Consider the following 19718-nt stretch of genomic DNA (forward strand, 5'->3'; position numbering starts at 1 on the left):
CGGCCCGCACGGCCGGAAGCAGCCCCTGGGGGACCAGCACGTGCACAGACATCGCGTCGTCGGCCTGACGGTAGCCGGTCTCACCGGCGTCCTCGGACTGGCGGCACCGGCGTGGGCCGAGACGCCCACCACCCTCTACGTGAACAACGGCGTCGGCACAAGCTGCTCCGACACGGGGCCGGGAACGCAGGCCGTACCGTTCTGCTCGATCGCCGCGGCCGCCGCCGTAGCCGAGCCCGGCCAGACCGTGGAGATCATTTCCTCCTCGTACCCCTACGTCGGGCAGGTGGTCGTCACCCGATCCGGCGAGCCGGGGCGGCCGATCACCTTCCACACGCAGTACATGTCCACCCCCATCCAGGCGGCCGCGGCGACCGGTGGACCCGCTTTCGTGTTGTCCGGTGTCCACGACGTCGTCCTGACGAACCTCACCGCGGTCAACGGCGTGTCGATCACCGGCTCCGACCGGATCACCCTCGACCGGATGTTCGCCGTCGGCAAGACGACGCGGCCCGGTGTTGAGGTCAGTGGTTCCAGCCACGACGTCGCGGTGACCCGCAGCTTCGTCCGTGCGGAACGTCCCACGCCCGCGGTGCGGATCACCGGGGCGAGCAGGACCCTCGTCGGCCGGGTCCAGGGCGGCAACCTCGGCGAGGGGCCCCTGGTCGCCATGACGGACGCCCCCGGCACCACCGTCGTCAACAGCAACGGGACGGCCAGCTGCGGCTCGGCCGTCACCGTCGCCGGCGACTCCGCCGGTGTCACGCTGGCCAACAACGTCTTCACCGACACGACTTCCACCGCGTGCACGGCGGCGAGCAGGGGTCCGCTCGTCTCGGTCGCCGCATCCGCAGCCGCCGGCACGCACACCCGGTACAACCTTCTCCGGTCCGACACGGGGTCGCCGCTGTACTCGTGGGCGGGCAGCGAGTACACCACGCTGGCCGCCTTCGGCGATGCCACCGGCGAGGGCACCGCGGACCGGGTCGCACCCGCAGGGCCGTTCCCCACCGGCGCGAACTCCCTCACGGTGGACTCCGCCGACGCGTCCGTGCCGGGCATCCCCGACACGGACCGTTCGGGCGGGGCCCCGGCGGACGACCCGCGGGTCGCCAACACCGGTACGGGGCACGGCTACCTCGACCGTGGTGCACTGGAAGCGCAGGAGACCTTCAGTGCGGTGGCCGTCACCGTCGACCGGACGTGGGCGCCGTACGGGACCACCGTCACCGCGACCGCCACACCGGAGACCACCTGGCCGGGCGCCCCGAAGACGTACGTCTTCGACTTCGGCGACGGTGCGGTCGTCACCACGACGGAACCCACGGCCACCCACGTCTACGCCAGGGTGTGCAGTTGCACGGTCCAGGTCAAGGCGACCAACGGTGCGCAGGTCTCACGCTCCAGCGGCTCGGTACGCGTCGAGGCCACCGAGCCGGGTGAGCTCCGGGCCGACGTTTTCGTCAGCCGGCCCATGATGTGGGCCAGCGAGGAAATGCCCACCCTGTCGGTGGAAGCCAACGCGATGAACAGCGTCACCCCGTGGCTGCTCGCCGACATCACCTACGACTTCGGTGACGGCAGCCCGGCGCAGAGCTCCGAATCCACGTGGCAGCCGGTCAGACATGCGTACACGACCCCCGGCGACCACACGGTCACGGTGACCCTGCGCGACGTCACCGGTGCCGTTTCCACCTCCTCCAGGACGTACCGGGCGGCGTACACGCCCACCCGGTACACCGCGGTCAGCCCGTTCCGCATGCTGGACACCCGGATCAGCGGTAACGCGCTGAACGGCGGATCGACGATGACGCTCGACGTGTCGAAGGGCTACCCGCAGCCGGACGGCGGGAAGACCTCGCTGAGCCCCGATGCGGTCGTGCTCAACGTGACCGCGACCAAGGCCACCGGCGACACCTTCATCGAGCTCTGGCCGACCGGCCGGCCCCGGCCGACCGCGTCCCACCTGAACGTGAAGGCCGGCCGGACGGTCGCCAACCTGGTCACGGTGCCGGTGGGCAGGGACGGCACCGTCCAGCTCTACAACCACGGCGGCCGGACCGACGTGATCGTGGACTTCGTGGGCGTCTACGAGTCCTTCGGTCCCGGAAAGCTGTTCACCCCCACCGCCCCCACCCGGATCTCCGACGCCGGCCTGGCGGGCAACGCCACCCGCACGCTCAAGGTCACGGGCAAGGCGGGGATCCCGGCGGACGCCACCGCCGTGGTCGTCAACCTGACGGCGGCCTCCCCGACCGCCGCCGGGTTCCTGATCGCCTACCCGCACGGCACCGCCCGTCCGGGCGTCTCGAACCTCAACTTCGGCCCCGGGGACGTCGTCGCCAACCAGGCGATCGTGCCGGTCGGTGCGGACGGCTCGATCGACGTCTACAACTTCGCCGGCACCACGCGGATCGTCGTCGACGTCTTCGGCTACTACAGCCCCGGCAGCAAGGGCTGGTTCACCCCGGCCGGGCCCGTCCGGCTCGCCGACACCCGGGCGGACGGCACGAGGTCGCCGGTCGCCGGGGGGACGTCGCTGTCGGTGCCGGTCGCCGGGACCAACGGCGTGCCGGCGGACGCCACCGCGGCGGTCCTCAACGTCACGGCCACCGCGCCCACGGCCTCCGGCTTCCTCACGGTGTGGCCGCACGGCACGCCCCGCCCGGGCACCAGCAACCTCAACTTCGTCCCGGGGCTCACCGTCCCCAACCACGTGATCACCCGGCTCGGCGAGGGGGGCCGGGTCGACGTCCAGAACTTCGCCGGCAGCACCCACGTCCTCGCCGACCTCGCCGGCTGGTTCACCGACCACAACTGACCCGGCACCACGCCGAAGGGCCTGTACTCCCGCTCGGGAGTACAGGCCCTTCGGCGTCGCAGGTCAGTTCTTGGCGGCCTTCTTGACCAGGATGACCACGGCGGCGGCGATGCCGACCAGCAGCAGCACGTTGATCAGGAACCCGATCAGCGAGCTGACCACGCCGACGACGACCCACAGCAGCTTCCAGGCGACGATCAGCGCCAGGATCGGGACGACGATGTTGCGCACCCACGAGGGCAGCGACTTCCAGAGCTCGGCCATGTCCGTTCCTTCTCTCCCCTCGGGTTCGGCGCCGGTCTCGTCCGCCGCTTCCCGTTGTCTCGGTGCTTCGATCCTAGGACGCCGTCCGCACCGGAACGAGGGCCTGCGCCCCGGAGAGAACCCGGAGATCACCCCGAGAGGGACGCCGGGGCCACCCCCGACAGGGCGGCCCCGGGGAGGCCCCGTCGGGATCACACCGGCCAGGTCTCACCGCGCCAGGCGGCGTCCCAGAACATCCACTCGTAGCGCGAGGTGGTGGTGAAGTGCTCGATCACACGGCGGCGTTCGGCGGGGGAGATCTCCTCGCCGAGCCGGTCGGTGAGCGCCAGCACCCGGCGGACGACGGACTGGAACGCCTCGTCGCCGTAGGTGGAGATCCACTTCGCGTACAGCGGCTCGGGCGACGACTTCGCGAGCAGCTCGCCACCGACCCGGGCGTAGATCCAGTAGCAGGGCAGCACCGCGCCGACCGCCTCGGCGAAGGAGCCGCCGTACACGGTGGCCAGCAGGTAGCTGGTGTAGGCGCGGGTGGTGGGCAGCACGGGCTCGGCGGCCGCGTCGGCGGCGTTCCCGCCGAAGGCGGTGAGGAATTCGGCGTGCATGCCCTGCTCCGCGGCCAGCGCACCGACGGCGTCGTCGGCGAACGCGCGCACGTCGTCCTCGTCCGGCGCCTTGGCGGCGCAGACGGCCAGCGCCCGGGCGTAGTCGCGCAGGTAGTGGGAGTCCTGGACGACGAAGTGGCGGAACGCCTGCCGGGGCAGGGTGCCGTCGGTGAGACCGGTCAGGAAGGGGTGGGCGAGGATCTCGTCGTAGACCGGCTCGATCGCCGACCAGAGTTCGTCGGTCAGGGCCACGGCAGTTGCTCCTCGTCTCCGGGGTGGTCGCCCGGCCGACCCTACCCGGCGGCCCCGGCGGCCCGGACGGCCCGGGCGGCCCGGGCGGCGGCCATGCCCCCGCCGGGCCGGTCAGTCCTCCGGCGGCGAGAAGATCACCAGGACGCGCAGTTCCTCGGTGATGTGGTGGAAGCGGTGCGGCACCCCGGCCGGCACGTACACGACGCTGCCGCGGCCGACGGTGGTGGTCTCCCGTCCGACGGTGAGCTCGGCGCGGCCGCTGATCACCTGGTAGATCTCGTCCTGGGCGTGCGGCTGCTGGGTGTCGGTGTCGCCGGGCGAGAGCGCGTAGAGCCCGGCGGACATGTGCCGTTCCCTGAGGAACTGCAGGTACGCGCCCTGGTTGGCGGCCCGCTCCGTGTCCAGCTCGTCCAGCCGGAAGACCTTCATGGTCCTGCTCCTCCCCTGGCCCCGGGCGGGCCGGAGCCCATTGAACACCGACGACCTGCGCGACGTACCCGCCGAGAGCTTCCCAGCGGGCGGGCGGCCTGCCACCATCCGGTGGCATGAAGAGTTTCGTGATCAAAACGCTCATCAACGCGGTGGCCATCTGGATCGCCGCCTGGATCGTCGACGGCATCACCCTCTCCGACGGCAGCTGGGGCCACCAGGCCCTGACCGTGATCGCGGTGGCGCTGGTCTTCGGGGTGGTGAACTTCCTGATCAAACCGCTGGTGAAGCTGCTCTCGCTGCCGCTGTTCGTGCTCACCCTGGGCCTGATCACCTTCGTGGTGAACGCCCTGATGCTCTGGCTGACCTCGTGGGCGTCCGACGTGCTCGACCTGGACTTCCACGTCGAGGGCTTCTGGGCGGCGCTGCTCGGTGCCCTGATCATCAGCCTGGTGTCGTGGGGCCTCAGTCTGGCCCTCGGCGACGACGACTGAACCGGACGCACCGCGGGAGCAGGGCAGCGGTCGGCGCCGCGGCCGCGGGGACTCCGGTCAGCCCGTGCTCTCGCAGCCGCCGCTGAGGATCAGGTCGAGCTGGGCCTCCAGTTCGACCTGGCTCTCCTCCTTGCCCATCGGGACGAGCCGGTCCGTCCGGGCGAGGAAGGCGATCAGCGGCGGGGCGGGTGCGCGGAGCGTCGCGTCGCCGTCGGGGGAGCGCAGCACCACGCAGACCTCGGTCAGGTCCTCGCCGACCGGGTGGAGGTGCACGTCGCCCTCGCCGGCGGGTCTGCTGATGCCCTCGACGAGTAGTTCCCTGGCGAAGTACCAGGTCACGGGGGTGTCGCCGGGGAGGTGGAAGGTGAAGCGCACCGCGTACGGGTCCTCGGGGTCGTACCCGAGGTCGACCGCGATGCGGAGGGAGAGTTCGCCGGCCGCCACGAGGTGCATCACCACATGGCCCTGGACTGTGCTGCTGTGCATGCGCCCTACCTCCGCGATCCGTTGGTGTCGGCCTGCCCGGCGGACATTGCAGCACAGGGCCCACTCGGCTTCAATCATGACGCCGGGCGAAGAGCGCGATTGCTCTTCGATTCGATGATCAAAAGGTGTCTACGCCTATGTGTTCGATGACCGGTTCGCAGACGACCTCGGAATGGAAGATCGAATCCCCCGCCCGGCCGAGCACGGGCGAACACGCAGCGGCGCGCGGAATCAGCCGTTCGGACCATCGTTTTCCTCCTCTTCGCCCATCTGTGCGAGTTTCGTTCCGGCCCGTGTGCGGGAGAATCCCGCACAACTCCCGCGCCCCGGAGGTGGCCATGGCCGTCCCCGTCCGTCCCGTCGTCAAGCGCACCGCGCGGGCGATCCTGCTGGAGGCCGACCCGGACGACCCGTACGGCCCGGCCACCATCGTGCTGATCAGGCGCGTCCGGCCGGGTGCCGCGCACCCGTACTGGATCACGCCCGGCGGCGGGGTCGAACCCGGCGACCGCACCGTGCTGGACGCGCTCCACCGCGAGATCGACGAGGAGCTCGGCGGCAAGGTCACGGACGTCGTCCACGCCTTCGTCGACACCGTCGCGCACGCGCATCACGACGACGGCACCCCGGCCCACCCGCACGGGGTCAAGGTGCAGCACTTCTTCGTCTGCCGGCTCGCCTCCATGGACCCGGACCGCCGGCACGGCCCGGAGATCGACGAGCCCAACGGCGAGTACGAGATCGTCCGGCTGCCCTTCACCCGCGAGGGCGTCACCTCGGTCAACGTCGTGCCGCCGAGCCTGCGCGCCTACCTCGCCGCCAACATCGAGGGAGTCCGCGCGCTCCTCGCCCACGACCTGGCCTGAGCCCGCCCGCCGGAGCCGCCCCCGGCCGAACGACCCGGCACATCACGCGGGACCGGCCGACCCGGTCAGCCCGCCGCATCGCCGACCGGGTCGTGATGGATCCGGCCCGCCTCCACCCCCGACCGCTGCAGCACGCCCACGGCCCGGCGCACCATCGCCGCGGGCCCGCTCACGTACGCGTCGTGGCCGTGCCAGGGCGCGTACCGGGAGACGACCTCCGGCAGCTCGCCGGTGGCCGCGCCGCCCGGCGGCACCCCCTGCTCCGACACCACCGGGTGCACCGCCAGCCACGGGTGCCGGCGGGCGAGGTCCTGCAGCGTCTCCAGCGCGTAGAGCTCGGCCGGGCAGCGGGCGCCGTAGAAGACGTCGACCGACCGGCTGCCCGCCCCGTACTCGGCGACCTCCTCCACCATGGCCGTGACCGGGGCGATGCCCGTGCCGCCGCCCAGGCAGAGCAGGTCGGCGCCGCGGGCGTGGTCGAGCACCATGCCCCCGGCGGCCGGACCGAGGCGCAGCACGTCGCCGGGCGAGGCCCGGCGGACGAGCGCGGTGCTCACCCAGCCGGCCTGCACCGCCTTGACGTGCAGGGTCAGCAGACCGTCCGGCCGGGGCGCGGTGGCGAACGAGAAGGACCGCCAGACCCGCGGCCACCAGGGCGTCTCGACGGCCGCGTACTGCCCGGCGCGGTAGGGGTAGGCCTGGTCGGGCCGGAGCGTCAGCACGGCGACGTCGCGGGAGCGCCGCTCGTGGCTCACGACCTCGCCCTGCCACCAGGCGGGCGAGGTGCGGGCGGCCCGGGCGGCCGCGTCGATCATGATCCGGGAGACCAGGCCGTAGACCCGGCGCCAGGCGAGCTCGGCCTCGGCGTCCCAGTGGCTGCCGCAGTACTTGGCGACGGCGGCGATCAGGCACTCGCCCACCGGGCCGTAGTGGCCCTCCAGCGTGCCGTACTTGCGGTGACCCCGGCCGAGGGCGGAGAGGTACTCGGTGAGCCCGGCGGGGTCGTGGGCGCTGCGGGCGGCCATCAGCAGGGCGTGGAACAGCCGGTCGCGCTGGACGTCCATCGCCGCGGGGAACAGCGCCCGCACCTCGGGGTGGTGCACGAAGAGCAGCGCGTAGAAGTGGGCGGTCGCGCGGTCGGCGACGGGCTCGACCACGGCGAGGGTGTCGCGGATCAGTGCGAGGTCGCGCGGGGTGGGCGGCCGGTCGGCCGACTCGGAGGGCGCGGTCTGCGGCAGGGGTGCCGGCGGCGGGAGGGCGGGCAGCCCGTCCGACCAGGCGCGGCTCCAGCGGTCCCCCGGGCCGGCCCAGTTGAGGCCGGGGGCGTCGGCGTGGAACGGGCGGTGCGACGGCGCGGGCGGCACGGCGGCACGGCCGGGCACGGCGTCGGCCGGGCGGCTCGGCGCGGGGATCCTCGGCGGCACGGTCGGCGGCGCGGGGATGACCGGGGGCGGCGCGGCGGCGGGCACCGGGACGGGCGTGTGCGGGCCCGGCTCCGCGGCGACGGCGACGGCCACGGGGGCGGGGACGGTCTCGGGGACGGGGGCGGCCACGCCGGCCGTCGGGGCTGCGGTGACCTCCGGGACGGCGAAGTCCGGACGGCCGGCCGCGGGAACGGCTGCTTCGGCCGCCGCGACCGTCTCGGGGACGGCGGCCGCCTGAGCCGGTACGGCGGCCGCGGCACCGGCCGGTACGGCGCTCGTGGCGGACGGGCCGTCGGAGGCGGTCGGCTCCACCGGGGGGAGTCCCGGCACGGCGGCCGGTCCGGTGGAGCCCGCTCCGGCCCTGACCCTCAGTGGACGTGTCTTCAACGCGACATGACGAGTACCCAAGAGAATCGTTTCGCTTCCGGTCGCCCGGCCAGCCGCACCCGGCTGGCTCGTCTCTGCTGACGCCCTCAGCAGACTGGCACCCGCCGGAGTACTCATCCCACGAATCATCGGAACCCCGGACACATGCCCGGCGTACGCGCTAGTCTCACGCAACTCGCGCCCCCGACCCGGGGCGCACGCCCTCCCGCCGTCCTGCGGGCTGCCGGGGCGGCCCGCAGGAGCCGTGGTCAGAGCCTGCGCAGCAGCATCCCCGGCTGCTCGACGCAGTCGGCGACGAACCGCAGGAAGCCTCCCGCGGCGCCGCCGTCGCACACCCGGTGGTCGAAGGTGAACGACAGCTGGGTGACCTGCCGGACGGCGAGTCCGCCCTCGTGCACCCACGGCTTGGGGGTGATCCGGCCGACCCCCAGCATCGCCGCCTCGGGGTGGTTGAGGATCGGGGTGGACCCGTCCACGCCGAAGACCCCGTAGTTGTTGAGCGTGAAGGTACCGCCGGTGAGTTCCGCCGGGGTGAGCGAACCGGATCGCGCCGACTCCGTCAACCGGGCGAGCTCGCCGGTGAGTTGCTCGGTGCCGAGCAGCTGCGCGTCACGCACGACCGGCACGACCAGGCCGCGGTCGCTCTGCGCGGCGAAGCCGAGGTGCACGGCGCGGTGCCGGATGATCTGCGAACCGTCCTCGGAGACGCTGGAGTTGAGCTCCGGATAGCGGTCGAGGGCGGCCGTGCAGATCCGGGCCAGCAGGGCGAGCACGCTCACCTTGGGCCCGGGCGCTCGGTTCAGCTGCGCACGCAGCTCCATGAGTCCGGTGGCGTCGGCGTCGACCCAGCAGGTGGCCGCCGGGATCTCCCGGTGGCTCCGGCCGAGCTTCTCCGCGATCGTCCGGCGCAGCCCGCGCAGCGGGATCACCTCGGCGTCGGCCAGGGCGACCGGGGCGGCGGGCGCGGCGGGCGCCGGGGCGGCGGCGGCCCCGACGGCGCGCTGCACGTCGGCCCGCAGGATGAGCCCGTCCGGGCCGCTGCCGGTGAGCCGGGCCAGGTCGATGCCGTGCTCCCGGGCCATCCGCCGCACCAGCGGCGAGATGACCGGCACCACGGCGGGCCCTGCGGAGGGCACGGCTACGGGCGCGGGCACGGCGGGTACGGGTGCGACGGCGGGTGCAGGTGTCGCGGCGGGCGCGGGTGCCGCCGTGGCGCCGACCCGGACCCGGCCGCGCCGGGCGCCGCGCGGGGTGTCCGCCACGCCGTAGCCGACCAGCGGCCGCTCGACGGGTTCGGCCGGGCCGCCGGTGCCGCCGGAGGCCGGGGCGCCGCCGTCCGGCGCGGAGACGGCCACGGTCACCAGCGGGGCCCCGACCGGCACCTCCTCGCCGACGGCGCCGAAGAGCGCGGTGACCACCCCGCCGTACGGGCAGGGCACCTCCACCACGGCCTTGGCGGTCTCGACCTCGACCACCGGCTGGTCGACGGCGATGACCTCGCCGACCTCGACCATCCACCGCACCACCTCGGCCCCGGTGAGTCCCTCACCGAGGTCGGGCAGGGTGAACTCGCGGACGACGGGCATCTTCACTCCTCCCACTGCAGCCGGGCGACCGCGTCGAGGATGCGGTCCACACCGGGCAGGTGGTGGTGCTCCAGCATGGGTGCCGGGTACGGGATGTCGAAGCCGGTGACCCGCAGCACGGGGGCGGCCAGGTGGTGGAAGCACTTCTCGGTGAGCCGGGCGGCGATCTCCGCGCCGGGTCCGGCGAAGCCGGTCGCCTCGTGGACGACGACGGCCCGGCCGACCGAGCGGACGACCTCGCAGGCCGTCTCCTCGTCGAACGGCACCAGGGAGCGCAGGTCGAGCACGGCGAGGTCGAGGCCCTCGGCCTTCGCCGCCTCGGCGGCCTCCAGGCAGACGGGCAGCGACGGGCCGTAGGTGACGAGCACGGCGGAGCGGCCGGTGCGCCGCAGCACGGCCCTGCCGATGGGTTCGACCGGCTCGGCCGGGTCCCACGCGGACTTGCCCCAGTAGAGCCGCTTGGGCTCCAGGAACACCACCGGGTCGTCGGAGGCGATCGACGCGCGCAGCAGGCCGTACGCGTCGGCGACGGTGGCCGGGGTGACCACGTGCAGGCCGGGCGTCTGGGCGTAGTACGCCTCGGAGGAGTCGCTGTGGTGCTCGACGCCGCCGATGCCGCCGCCGTACGGGACGCGCACGGTGATGGGCAGCGGCAGTCTGCCGCCGGTGCGGTTGCGCATCTTGGCGACGTGCGAGAAGAGCTGCTCCAGCGCCGGGTAGGCGAAGGCGTCGAACTGCATCTCGACAACCGGGCGCAGGCCGTACATGGCCATGCCGACGGCGGTGCCGAGGATGCCGGCCTCGGCGAGCGGCGTGTCGAGGCAGCGGTCGGGGCCGAACTCCGCGGTCAGGCCGTCGGTGATGCGGAAGACGCCGCCGAGCCGGCCGACGTCCTCGCCGAGGACGTGCACGGTCGGGTCGGCGTCCATGGCGTCGCGGAGGGCGGTGTTGAGCGCCTGCGCCATGGTGGCGGTGCGGGTCGGTGCGGCCGTCGTCATGGGTGGTGCACCTCGGCCTCGGCGGCCAGTTCGGCGGCGAGCTGGGCGGCCTGCTCGCGCAGCTGCGGCGTGGGCTCGGCGTAGACGTGGGCGAAGAGCGCCATGGGGTCGAGCACCGGGTCGGTGTGGAACTCGGCGCGCATCCGGGCGGCGAGCGCCTCGGCCTCGTCGGCGGCCTCCTGGACGAGCGCGTCGTCGAGCAGGCCGAGCGGGCGCAGGTGGCGCTCCATGAGGAGGATCGGGTCGTGCTCGCGCCAGGCGGCGACCTCGTCGTCCTGCCGGTAGCGGGTGGCGTCGTCGGCGTTGGTGTGGGCCTCGACGCGGTAGGTGAGGGCCTCGACGAGGGTGGGGCCGCCGCCGCCGCGGGCGCGGTCGAAGGCCTCGGTGAGCACGGCGTGCACGGCGGGGGCGTCGTTGCCGTCGACCAGCCGGCCGGGGATGCCGTAGCCGACGGCCTTGTGGGCGAGCGTCGGCGCGGCGGACTGCCGGGTGAGGGGGACGGAGATGGCGTACCCGTTGTTCTGCACCAGGAAGACGACGGGGGCGTGCAGCACGGCGGCGAAGTTCAGCGCCTCGTGGAAGTCCCCCTCGCTGGTGCCGCCGTCGCCGAGCAGGGCGAGCGCGACGAGCGGCTCGCCGGCCAGCCGGGCGGCGTGGGCGAGGCCGACGGCGTGCGGGGCCTGGGTGGCGAGCGGGGTGGAGAGCGGGGCCGTCCGGGTGACGCGCGGGTCGTAGCCGGTGTGGGCGTTGCCGCGGAGCAGGGTGAGGGCCTCCAGCGGGTCGACGCCGCGGGCGACGACGGCGAGGGTGTCGCGGTAGCTGGGGAACAGCCAGTCGCGGTCCTGGAGGGCCATCGCCGCGGCGACCTGGCAGGCCTCCTGGCCGGTGGAGGCCGGGTAGACGGCGAGGCGTCCCTGCTTGGTGAGGGTGGTCGCCTGCTGGTTGTAGCGGCGGCCGACGACCAGGCGCCGGTACAGCTCGCGCAGCAGCGCCGGGTCGGTCTTCTCCAGGGCGGGGGTGCCGAGCACGCGGACGGGCGCGGTGTCCGGCAGGAGCGGTCCGGGGTCGGTCCGCGGGCGGGTGGCACCGGGCAGCCAGCCGGGTACGGCGGCGGTCTGGTGTCGGTGGTCGAGAACGGTCATCTCGGGCACCTCCGGGGTGATGGGGGCTCCCTACCGATTGTTCGGTTGTCTGTTCATCTTGACCAGATCTACGACAGGGTGGTGGACAATCGGCCCGAACGGCGGTCGACTGGAAGCAGTGCGTCCAAACAGGGAGGGCGGGGGGCCATGTCGGCTGAACAGACGTCCAGGCTCGACCGGGTCGACCGCGCGATCCTCCGGCTGCTGCGGCAGGACGGCCGCGCCTCGATCCGCTCGGTGGCCGAGCGGGTGCACGTCTCCCGGGCCAACGCGTACGCCCGGATCTCCAGGATGGTCGAGGACGGCGTGATCCGCGGGTTCACCGCCCGCGTCGACCACGAGAAGGCGGGCCAGGCGGCGTCCGCGTACATCACGCTGAAGATCGTGCAGAACTCCTGGCGGGCCGTCCGCGAGCAGCTGCTGGAGCTGCCGGGGGTCGCGCACATCGCCCTGGTCGGCGGCGAGTTCGACGTGCTGATGCTGGTGCACACGGCCGACAACCGGGCGCTGCGCGAGCTCGTCCTCGGGCGCATCCAGTCGATCCCGGACGTGCTCGGCACCCAGACGCTGCTGGTCTTCGAGGAGACCGACCAGGTGCCGCCGGACGCGTGAACGGGCGCCCGCGCGGCCCGGCGGGTCAGCGGGTCAGCGGGTCAGCGGGTCAGCGGGTCAGCAGGTCAGCAGGTCAGCAGGTCAGCGGGTCAGCCCGCGCGCAGCCCGTCGAAGGCGATGTGCGCGATGGCCTCGGCGACCCCGTCGGCGCCGCGGGAGTCGGGCCGGTACCACTCCACGATCGAGTTGATCATGCCGAAGAGCAGCCGGGTGGCCAGCCGCGGGTCGACGTCCGCGCGCAGCTCGCCCTCGGCGACGGCGGCCCGCAGCAGCTCGGCGACCCGGTGGTCGAACTCCCGGCGCCGCTCCAGCGCCCACAGCTCGGTGGCCGTGTTGCCGCGCACCCGCAGCAGCAGCGTCACGTACGGGAGCTCGCCGAGCAGGGTGACGGCGGTGCGGCGCACCACGTGCTCCAGGCGGTCGACCGGGCGGCCGGTGACGGCGGCCGGCTCGTCGAGGATGGCGAACAGCGCGTCCAGCGCCCGGCCCACGGCGAGCCGCAGCAGTTCCTCCTTGCCGCGGACGTGGTGGTAGATCGAGGACTTCGAGATCCCGGCGGCGCGGGAGAGGTCCTCCATCGAGGTGCCGTCGTACCCGCGCTCGTTGAACACCTGCACCGTGACGGCGAGCAGCGAGTCGACGGTGTAGGCGGTACGGGCGGTGTTGTCGGCCATGTGCACGAGTATCCCCGGCCGCACGTGACCGCATCCGGCCGGGGGGCGGGCGGGGCCTGCCGGGCGGTGCGGACGCGGACGGTAGAATCCGCGCGCCACCCGCATGCGGTGGGGTGACCGGCGACCGAGGGGCCCGACGTCCATGAGCGCGATACCTGACACGGTGGTGCCCCGGCCGCGGCCGGCCGGCGGCCCGGCCGGCGACGAGGCGCGGCTGCCGCCGCCGGAGCCGGGGGGTTTCCGCGGGGCGGCCGAGGCGGCCGCCCGGCGGTTCGGGCCCGCGCTCGGCCTCTTCGGCGCGGTCAAGCTGATCGGCTTCAGCGTCTTCATGATGCTGCTGGAGTCGTCGGGCAAGTTCCGCACGAACAACCCGCGGTACGGCGGCGGCACCCATCCGTGGGACGTGCTCGGCAGCTGGGACGGCTGGTGGTACCAGAACGTCGCGCAGGTCGGCTACGACCCGAAGCTGCTGCCCGACACCGGCGGCTTCTTCACCATCCAGCAGAACTCCTCGGCGTTCTTCCCGCTCTACCCGGGCCTCGTGCGGCTGGTCTCCGACGGCACCGGCCTGGGCCTGTACGGCGCGGGCATGCTGGTGTCGGTGGTGTCGTCGTTCGCGGCCGCGGCGGGTGTCTACGCGGTGGTCGCCCATCTCGGCGGGCACCGGGCCGGTGTGATCGCCGCGGCGGTGTGGGGCGCGTTCCCGGGGGCGGGCGTCGCGTGGGCGGTCTACACGGAGTCGCTGTTCGTCGCGCTGGCCGCCTGGGCCTGCTACTTCACGATGACCCGGCAGTGGCCGAACGCCGCGCTGGTGGCGTTCACCGCCGGTCTGAGCCGTCCCGCCTCGATGACGCTGATCGCGGGGGTGGCGCTGGCCGCGGCGGGGGCCCTGTACAGACGGCGGGACGGCGTGGCCGGCCCGCTCGCGGCGATCCTGCTGCCTCCGCTCGCCTTCTTCGGCTACACCGGCTGGGTCGGCTGGCGGATGGGCCACTGGGACGGCTACCTGACCCTGCAGCGCGGCGGCTGGCTGCACTTCTTCGACTGGGGCGGCTACACCTCGACCGCGGTGTCGAACATCCTGGTCGGCGAGACGAACTACCTGTACCCGTACCCGACCGAGGACCTCATCGCGGTCGTCGTGCTGTTCGCACTGCCGGTGCTGCTGGTGCCGTTCCTCGCCCGGCGGCCGCCGCTGGTGCTGGTCGTCTACACGGTGGGCTCGCTGATCGTGACGCTCGGCAGCCAGCAGATGTTCGGCACGCTCTCCCGCTTCGTGCTGCCGGTCTTCCCGCTCACCCTGCCGATCGCCCTCGGCCTGAACCGGCTGTCGCGGCCGGTGCTGGCGGCCGTGCTCGGCACCGCCGCGGTCGCCTCGGGCTGGTACGCGGGCTTCGTGATCTTCGAGCTCGGCATCCCGTAGACCGGCGGCCCGCGCCCGGCACCGCTCCCCGACGCCGTCGCGCGGGGAGCCGCGGGGGCTTGCCCCGACCGATCGTTCGGTTACTCTGTGGGGTGTCCCGCCCGCCCTCCCGAGGAGCGCACCATGGCCGCTGCGACCCCCGCCCAGCCGATCACCGACCTGATCGGACGGCACCAGGACACCCTCGACCGGGCGCTCACCGCGCTCGCCGACCGCGACTACTGGTCGCCGTACCCCGAGTTCCCCAAGGCGTACGGCGAGACCGGCGCCGAGGACGGCAAGGCCGCCTTCGACGCGCTGCTCGGCACGGTCTTCACGGTCGACGGCCAGCCCACCGACGGCGACCTGGTGAACGGCGAGGCCTCGCCCTACGGCATCGAGCTGGGCGTCAGCTACCCCCACACCGAGCCCGACGCGCTGATCGGCGCGCTGGAGGCGGCCCGCCCGGCGTGGGCGGCGGCCGGCCCGGCGGCGCGTGCGGCGGTCTGCCTGGAGATCCTCGCCCGGATCAACGCCCGCTCGCACGAGTTCGCGCACGCCGTCATGCACACCACCGGCCAGGCCTTCGGCATGGCCTTCCAGGCGGGCGGCCCGCACGCCCAGGACCGCGGCCTGGAGGCCGTCGCGTACGCCTACGCCGAGCAGACCCGCCTGCCGCAGAGCGCGGGCTGGACGAAGCCGCAGGGCAAGCGCGAACCCCTGGAGATGGTGAAGGAGTTCACCGTGGTGCCGCGCGGCACCGCGCTGCTGATCGGCTGCAACACCTTCCCGACGTGGAACGGCTACCCGGGCCTGTTCGCCTCGCTGGCCACCGGCAACGCCGTCCTGGTGAAGCCGCACCCGCGGGCCGTACTGCCCCTCGCGATGACCGTCCGGGTCGCCCGCGAGGTGCTCGCCGGGGCCGGCTTCGACCCGAACCTCGTCTGTCTCGCCGCCGAGCACGAGGGCGGCACCGCCGCGCAGGCCCTCGCCGTCCGGCCCGAGGTCAAGGTCATCGACTACACGGGCTCCACGGCATTCGGCGACTGGCTGGAGGACAACGCCCGCCAGGCGCTCGTCTACACGGAGAAGGCCGGGGTCAACACCGTCCTGATCGACTCCACCGACGACTACCGCGGCATGCTCGGCAACCTGGCCTTCTCGCTCTCGCTCTACAGCGGCCAGATGTGCACCACCCCGCAGAACCTCCTCGTGCCGCGCACCGGCATCACCACCGACCAGGGCGAGAAGACGTACGACGAGGTCGTCGCCGACCTGTCGGCCGCCATCAGCGGCCTGCTCGCGGACGACGCCCGGGCCGCCGCCATCCTCGGCGCCGTGGTCAACCCCGGGGTGCTGCAGCGCACCACGCAGGCCGCCGGCGGCGAGTACGGCGAACTCGCCCTCGCACCGCGCCCGGTGGAGTCGGCCGAGTTCCCCGGGGCGGTCATCCGCACGCCCGCGCTGATCAAGGCCGACGCCGACAAGCCGGACGACCGGGCGGCGTTCCTCGGCGAGCAGTTCGGCCCGATCGCCTTCGCCGTCGCGGTCGAGTCCACCGCCGCCGGAATCGAACTGCTGCGGCGCAGCGTGCGCGAGCAGGGTGCCATGACGGTCGGCGGCTACACCTCCTCCCCCGAGGTCGAGCAGGCCCTCGTCGAGGCCTGCCTGGACGCCGGTGTCTCGCTCTCGCTCAACCTCACCGGCGGCGTCTTCGTGAACCAGACCGCGGCCTTCTCCGACCTGCACGGCACCGGGGCCAACCCGGCCGCCAACTCCGCCTACTGCGACGGCGCGTTCGTCGCCGGCCGGTTCCGCACGGTCGAGGTCCGCCGGCACCGCTGAGCCGGCCCGGTACACCCACATGGCGGCGGCCCGCTCCCGTGCCGGGAGCGGGCCGCCGCCGTCGTGCGGTCGGGCACTCAGCCGCAGCGGTACAGCTGCTCGGCCGAACCGGCCGCGGCCGCGGTGCCGGTCGTCGTGGTGCCGGTCGTCGCGGTGCCGTAGTCCGAGGCCGGTACCGCGGTGCAGTCGGCCGTCACGTACGACTGCAGCGAGGCACCGTCGGCGCCCGCCGAGCCGCCGCCCATGCCGCCGCCCATGCCTCCGCCCATGCCTCCGCCCATGCCTCCGCCGAGCAGGATGTAGTGCAGTTTTCCGGCCTTCACCAGGGCGGTGAAGGAGTCGACGGTCATCGCCGGGTCGGAGCCGGAGAAGCCGCCGGTCGCGATGGCGGGCTTGCCGGTCTGCAGGATGACCGAGGCCGCGGTGCTCGCCCGCGAGGTCGCCACCAGCCAGGTCGCGCCGTCCTGGTGCTGCTGCAGGTAGGTGAGCACGGCGCTGCCGACGCCCCCGCCCATGCCCCCGCCCATGCCGCCGCCCGGGCCGCCTGCGCCGCCGCCGGCCCCCGACGGGGGCTCGCCGCCGCCCGGGAAGCCCTCGCCCGTCGGCATGCCCTGCCCGTCGCCGGCCGGGGATTCACCGCCCCCCGGGAAGCCCGCACCGGTGCGGTCGCCGTCCCGCGTGCCGCCGAAAGCGCCGCCCCGGCCGCCCGCGCCGCCCATGCCGCCGGTGGACGGCCCCGCGGTCGGGTTGCCGCCTTCCGTCCGCCCGGCGGCCATGGGTGCCGCCGCGTACGCCGCCGGCCCGGCCAGCAGGGCGACGAGCGCCGCCCCGGCGCCCACGCCGTACAGCCGCCGGTGCAGGGCCGCACCGCCCGTCCGGGAGACCAGCAGCGCCGCCACCGCGCCGACCGCGAGCACCGCGACCGGCACCCACAGGCCGGCCCGGAAGGAGTCGTTGCGGCGCAGCAGCACGACCGCCCACAGCGCGCTCACACCGACCGCGAGCGGCAGCACCGCGAGCGACCAGCGCGGCCGCCCGGACCGGAAGGCCTGGAGCAGCAGCACTCCGCCGCCGCCGACCGTGCCGGCGATTCCGGGCGCGAGCGCCGTCGTGTAGTACGGGTGGAATCCGCCGCTGCCGAAGCTGAAGACCACGAGGTGGACGACCGTCCAGCCGCCCCAGACCAGCAGCCCGGCCCGCGGCCCGTCGGTGCGCGGCAGCCGGCCGCGCAGCGCGAGCCCGGCCACCAGGGCGATCAGGGCGAACGGGATCAGCCAGGAGATCTGGGTGCCGAGGATGTCGTTGCCCATCCGCAGCAGGCCCGGGTCGCCGCCGAAGTTGGCGCCGCCCATGCCGGTGGGGGAGTCCGAGCCGAGCACCCGGCCGAGGCCGTTGTAGCCGATGACGAGGTCCCACACCGTGTTGTCGGAGCTGCTGCCGATGAACGGCCGGGAGCCGGCCGGCACCAGTGCGACGATCGCCATCCACCAGCCGCTGGCCACGACGAGGGCGGCACCGGCCAGGGCGAGGTTGCGCAGCCGGCGTCCGAGCGGGATCCGGGCGGCGTACGCGTAGGCGAGGACGAGCGCGGGGAGCGCGACGTAGCCCTGCAGCATCTTGGTGTTGAAGGCGAGGCCGGTCGCGGTCGCCGACCAGACCAGCGGCAGCAGCCGGCCGGTGCGGATCGCCTCCAGGCAGAACCACGCGCCGAGGGCCATGAGCAGCACCAGCACCGGGTCGGGGTTGTTGTCCCGGTTGATCGCCGCACTGATCGGGGTGAGCGCGGCGACCAGCGCGGCCGCGGTGGCCGCCCAGTGGCCGAAGCTGCGGCGCACCGCGCTGTGGACGACGCCGACGGTGGCGACCCCGCACAGGGCCACGGGCAGCAGCATCGGCAGGGTGCCGAAGCCGAAGATCCGGCAGGAGGCGCTCATCAGCCAGAGTGCCACCGGCGGCTTGTCGACGGTGATGAAGTTGCCCGCGTCGAGCGAGCCGAAGAACATCGCCGACCAGCTCTTGCTGCCGCTCAGCACGGCGGCGGCGTAGTACTCGTTGGCGTTGCCCGAGCCGCTCAGGTTCCAGCAGTAGAGCACGGTGGCCAGCGCCAGCACGGCCCAGAGCGCGGGGCGGGCCCAGCGCGGGTCGTGCGGTCCGCCGCGGAGGGCCCGCAGCGCCCGCTCCCCCGTCGATGTCACGAGGGTCACCGGCCGCCCGCCCGCTTCGGGTTGAAGACCCAGACCCGCAGCAGCAGGAAGCGGATCAGGGTGGCGAGCGCGTTGGCGGCCACCAGGGTGGCGAGTTCTGCGGAGTGCCCGGCGGACGGGCTGGCGGCGCCGAGCATCGCGATCGCGCCGCTGGAGAGCAGGAGCCCGATGACGAAGGCGATGCCGCCCTCGATCTGGTGCTTGAGGGCGTCCCGGCGTCCGGTGACGCCGAAGGTGAAGCGCCGGTTCGCGGCGGTGTTGAAGACGGCGGTGACGCCGAGCGCGAGGAAGTTGGCGAGCAGCGCCGGGACGATCTGGCGCATGCCCAGGTAGAGGAGCACGTAGGCAAGGGTGGAGAGGGTGCCGACGACGGCGAAGCTGGCGAGCTGCCAGCCGAGGCCGGGCGGCATCTGGGCCTGCCTGACGCGTTCGGGCACCTCGATGTCGGCGGCGCCGGCGAGCGAGCGGCGGGCGACGCGGGCCATTCCCCTGAGGTCGTCGAGGGCGGTGCGGACGATGTCGACCCGGCTGTCCGGGTCGTCGACCCAGTCGACGGGCACCTCGTGGATGCGCATGCCGGAGCGTTCGGCGAGCAGCAGCAGCTCGGTGTCGAAGAACCACGCGTTGTCCTCGACCTCGCCGAGGAGCTCCTTCACGACGGACGTGCGGCCGGCCTTGAAGCCGCACTGGGCGTCGGAGAACTTCGCGGCCATGGTGGCGCGCAGCAGCATGTTGTAGGTGCGGGAGATGAACTCCCGTTTGGGTCCGCGGACGACGGCCGAGCCGCGGTGCAGGCGGCTGCCGATGGCGAGGTCGCTGTGGCCGGAGAGCAGCGGCGCGACCAGCGGGAGGAAGGCCTCCAGGCCGGTGGAGAGGTCGACGTCCATGTAGGCGACGACGTCGGCGTCGCTGTCGCCCCAGACCTGGCGCAGCGCCCGGCCGCGGCCCTTGAGGTCGAGGTGGACGGCGGTGACCTGCGGGATCTCCGTCGCCAGGGCCGTCGCGACCTGCCAGGTGGCGTCGGTGGAGGCGTTGTCGGCGATGGTGATCCGGTAGGGGTAGGGAAAGGTCTCGGCGAGGTAGGCGTGCAGTCGGCGGACGCACCGCTCGACCGTGTGCTCCTCGTTGTAGACGGGGACGACCACCTCGACCAGGCTCGTCCGTACCTTGTCCGCGGCTGGAAGGGTGCCGGCCAGGATCGTTGCGGGCTCTGTCATGGCAAAGAGGCTC

The 19718-nt window shown here is 73.7% G+C and carries 17 protein-coding genes; 6 read left to right on the forward strand and 11 right to left on the reverse strand.

What is annotated here, in order from left to right:
- Positions 1 to 40: 40 nt before the first annotated feature.
- Positions 41 to 2821: a PKD domain-containing protein gene (locus OG335_RS18680; protein WP_405012257.1), complete on the forward strand. Its 2781-nt coding sequence runs from the start codon at positions 41 to 43 to the stop codon at positions 2819 to 2821.
- 63 nt (positions 2822 to 2884) lie between these two features.
- Here OG335_RS18680 and OG335_RS18685 read toward each other — a convergent pair whose 3' ends face one another.
- The 3 genes from OG335_RS18685 to OG335_RS18695 form a co-directional block, all read right to left on the reverse strand.
- The gene (locus OG335_RS18685) at positions 2885 to 3085 is read right to left on the reverse strand and encodes a DUF5326 family protein (protein ID WP_405012258.1); all 201 of its coding nucleotides are present in this window, start codon (positions 3083 to 3085) and stop codon (positions 2885 to 2887) included.
- 191 nt (positions 3086 to 3276) lie between these two features.
- Positions 3277 to 3939, reverse strand: a complete 663-nt coding sequence (gene tenA, locus OG335_RS18690) for a thiaminase II (protein WP_405012259.1) — start codon at positions 3937 to 3939, stop codon at positions 3277 to 3279.
- A gap of 111 nt (positions 3940 to 4050) precedes the next feature.
- Positions 4051 to 4368: a cupin domain-containing protein gene (locus OG335_RS18695; protein ID WP_405012260.1), complete on the reverse strand. Its 318-nt coding sequence runs from the start codon at positions 4366 to 4368 to the stop codon at positions 4051 to 4053.
- A gap of 116 nt (positions 4369 to 4484) precedes the next feature.
- Between OG335_RS18695 and OG335_RS18700 the strand changes: the two genes are divergently transcribed.
- Positions 4485 to 4862 (forward strand): phage holin family protein, encoded by a 378-nt coding sequence (locus OG335_RS18700; RefSeq protein ID WP_405012261.1) that lies wholly within the window; start codon positions 4485 to 4487, stop codon positions 4860 to 4862.
- Between the two features lie 57 nt (positions 4863 to 4919).
- On the opposite strand, the gene OG335_RS18705 is transcribed toward OG335_RS18700, so the two are convergent.
- Positions 4920 to 5348 (reverse strand): SsgA family sporulation/cell division regulator, encoded by a 429-nt coding sequence (locus OG335_RS18705; protein WP_405012262.1) that lies wholly within the window; start codon positions 5346 to 5348, stop codon positions 4920 to 4922.
- A gap of 338 nt (positions 5349 to 5686) precedes the next feature.
- Between OG335_RS18705 and OG335_RS18710 the strand changes: the two genes are divergently transcribed.
- Positions 5687 to 6214 carry an NUDIX domain-containing protein gene (locus OG335_RS18710; protein ID WP_405012263.1) on the forward strand — a complete coding sequence of 176 codons (528 nt, stop codon included), beginning with the start codon at positions 5687 to 5689 and terminating at the stop codon, positions 6212 to 6214.
- A gap of 65 nt (positions 6215 to 6279) precedes the next feature.
- Here OG335_RS18710 and OG335_RS18715 read toward each other — a convergent pair whose 3' ends face one another.
- The 4 genes from OG335_RS18715 to pdhA form a co-directional block, all read right to left on the reverse strand.
- Positions 6280 to 7950 (reverse strand): globin domain-containing protein, encoded by a 1671-nt coding sequence (locus OG335_RS18715; protein WP_405012264.1) that lies wholly within the window; start codon positions 7948 to 7950, stop codon positions 6280 to 6282.
- A gap of 323 nt (positions 7951 to 8273) precedes the next feature.
- A complete protein-coding gene (locus tag OG335_RS18720) occupies positions 8274 to 9611 on the reverse strand; it encodes a dihydrolipoamide acetyltransferase family protein (RefSeq protein ID WP_405012265.1) in 1338 nt (445 codons plus the stop codon).
- A gap of 2 nt (positions 9612 to 9613) precedes the next feature.
- On the reverse strand, positions 9614 to 10609 hold the full coding sequence (locus tag OG335_RS18725) for an alpha-ketoacid dehydrogenase subunit beta (RefSeq protein ID WP_405012266.1): 996 nt from the start codon (positions 10607 to 10609) through the stop codon (positions 9614 to 9616).
- Positions 10606 to 11751 (reverse strand): pyruvate dehydrogenase (acetyl-transferring) E1 component subunit alpha, encoded by a 1146-nt coding sequence (gene pdhA, locus OG335_RS18730; RefSeq protein WP_405012267.1) that lies wholly within the window; start codon positions 11749 to 11751, stop codon positions 10606 to 10608. The genes OG335_RS18725 and pdhA overlap by 4 nt, the downstream gene beginning before the upstream one ends.
- A gap of 147 nt (positions 11752 to 11898) precedes the next feature.
- On the opposite strand from pdhA, the gene OG335_RS18735 reads away from it, so the two are divergent.
- On the forward strand, positions 11899 to 12363 hold the full coding sequence (locus OG335_RS18735; protein WP_405012268.1) for an Lrp/AsnC family transcriptional regulator: 465 nt from the start codon (positions 11899 to 11901) through the stop codon (positions 12361 to 12363).
- A gap of 89 nt (positions 12364 to 12452) precedes the next feature.
- Here the strand turns inward: OG335_RS18735 and OG335_RS18740 are convergent, their stop codons facing one another.
- Complete coding sequence (locus OG335_RS18740) at positions 12453 to 13037, reverse strand: TetR/AcrR family transcriptional regulator (protein ID WP_405012269.1); 585 nt, start codon at positions 13035 to 13037, stop codon at positions 12453 to 12455.
- 142 nt (positions 13038 to 13179) lie between these two features.
- Between OG335_RS18740 and OG335_RS18745 the strand changes: the two genes are divergently transcribed.
- Positions 13180 to 14460 (forward strand): hypothetical protein, encoded by a 1281-nt coding sequence (locus OG335_RS18745; protein ID WP_405012270.1) that lies wholly within the window; start codon positions 13180 to 13182, stop codon positions 14458 to 14460.
- Between the two features lie 123 nt (positions 14461 to 14583).
- Positions 14584 to 16284 carry a phenylacetic acid degradation protein PaaN gene (paaN, locus tag OG335_RS18750; RefSeq protein WP_405012271.1) on the forward strand — a complete coding sequence of 567 codons (1701 nt, stop codon included), beginning with the start codon at positions 14584 to 14586 and terminating at the stop codon, positions 16282 to 16284.
- Positions 16285 to 16361: 77 nt separating this feature from the next.
- Here paaN and OG335_RS18755 read toward each other — a convergent pair whose 3' ends face one another.
- Together OG335_RS18755 and OG335_RS18760 are read right to left on the reverse strand one after the other, a co-directional pair.
- Positions 16362 to 18479 carry a glycosyltransferase family 39 protein gene (locus tag OG335_RS18755; RefSeq protein WP_405012272.1) on the reverse strand — a complete coding sequence of 706 codons (2118 nt, stop codon included), beginning with the start codon at positions 18477 to 18479 and terminating at the stop codon, positions 16362 to 16364.
- 5 nt (positions 18480 to 18484) lie between these two features.
- Positions 18485 to 19705: a glycosyltransferase gene (locus tag OG335_RS18760; RefSeq protein WP_405012273.1), complete on the reverse strand. Its 1221-nt coding sequence runs from the start codon at positions 19703 to 19705 to the stop codon at positions 18485 to 18487.
- Between the last annotated feature and the right edge of the window lie 13 nt (positions 19706 to 19718).

The sequence above is a fragment of the Kitasatospora sp. NBC_01539 genome (assembly GCF_045040525.1).
GTDB lineage: Bacteria > Actinomycetota > Actinomycetes > Streptomycetales > Streptomycetaceae > Kitasatospora.

Excerpts from the sequence above, each read along its gene's own strand:
- OG335_RS18685 (WP_405012258.1), bottom strand. The coding sequence starts at position 3,085 with ATGGCCGAGCTCTGGAAGTCGCTGCCCTCGTGGGTGCGCAACATCGTC.
- OG335_RS18695 (WP_405012260.1), bottom strand. The coding sequence starts at position 4,368 with ATGAAGGTCTTCCGGCTGGACGAGCTGGACACGGAGCGGGCCGCCAAC.
- OG335_RS18700 (WP_405012261.1), top strand. The coding sequence starts at position 4,485 with ATGAAGAGTTTCGTGATCAAAACGCTCATCAACGCGGTGGCCATCTGG.
- OG335_RS18705 (WP_405012262.1), bottom strand. The coding sequence starts at position 5,348 with ATGCACAGCAGCACAGTCCAGGGCCATGTGGTGATGCACCTCGTGGCG.
- OG335_RS18710 (WP_405012263.1), top strand. The coding sequence starts at position 5,687 with ATGGCCGTCCCCGTCCGTCCCGTCGTCAAGCGCACCGCGCGGGCGATC.
- OG335_RS18720 (WP_405012265.1), bottom strand. The coding sequence starts at position 9,611 with ATGCCCGTCGTCCGCGAGTTCACCCTGCCCGACCTCGGTGAGGGACTC.
- OG335_RS18725 (WP_405012266.1), bottom strand. The coding sequence starts at position 10,609 with ATGACGACGGCCGCACCGACCCGCACCGCCACCATGGCGCAGGCGCTC.
- pdhA (WP_405012267.1), bottom strand. The coding sequence starts at position 11,751 with ATGACCGTTCTCGACCACCGACACCAGACCGCCGCCGTACCCGGCTGG.
- OG335_RS18735 (WP_405012268.1), top strand. The coding sequence starts at position 11,899 with ATGTCGGCTGAACAGACGTCCAGGCTCGACCGGGTCGACCGCGCGATC.
- OG335_RS18740 (WP_405012269.1), bottom strand. The coding sequence starts at position 13,037 with ATGGCCGACAACACCGCCCGTACCGCCTACACCGTCGACTCGCTGCTC.
- OG335_RS18745 (WP_405012270.1), top strand. The coding sequence starts at position 13,180 with ATGAGCGCGATACCTGACACGGTGGTGCCCCGGCCGCGGCCGGCCGGC.
- paaN (WP_405012271.1), top strand. The coding sequence starts at position 14,584 with ATGGCCGCTGCGACCCCCGCCCAGCCGATCACCGACCTGATCGGACGG.
- OG335_RS18760 (WP_405012273.1), bottom strand. The coding sequence starts at position 19,705 with ATGACAGAGCCCGCAACGATCCTGGCCGGCACCCTTCCAGCCGCGGAC.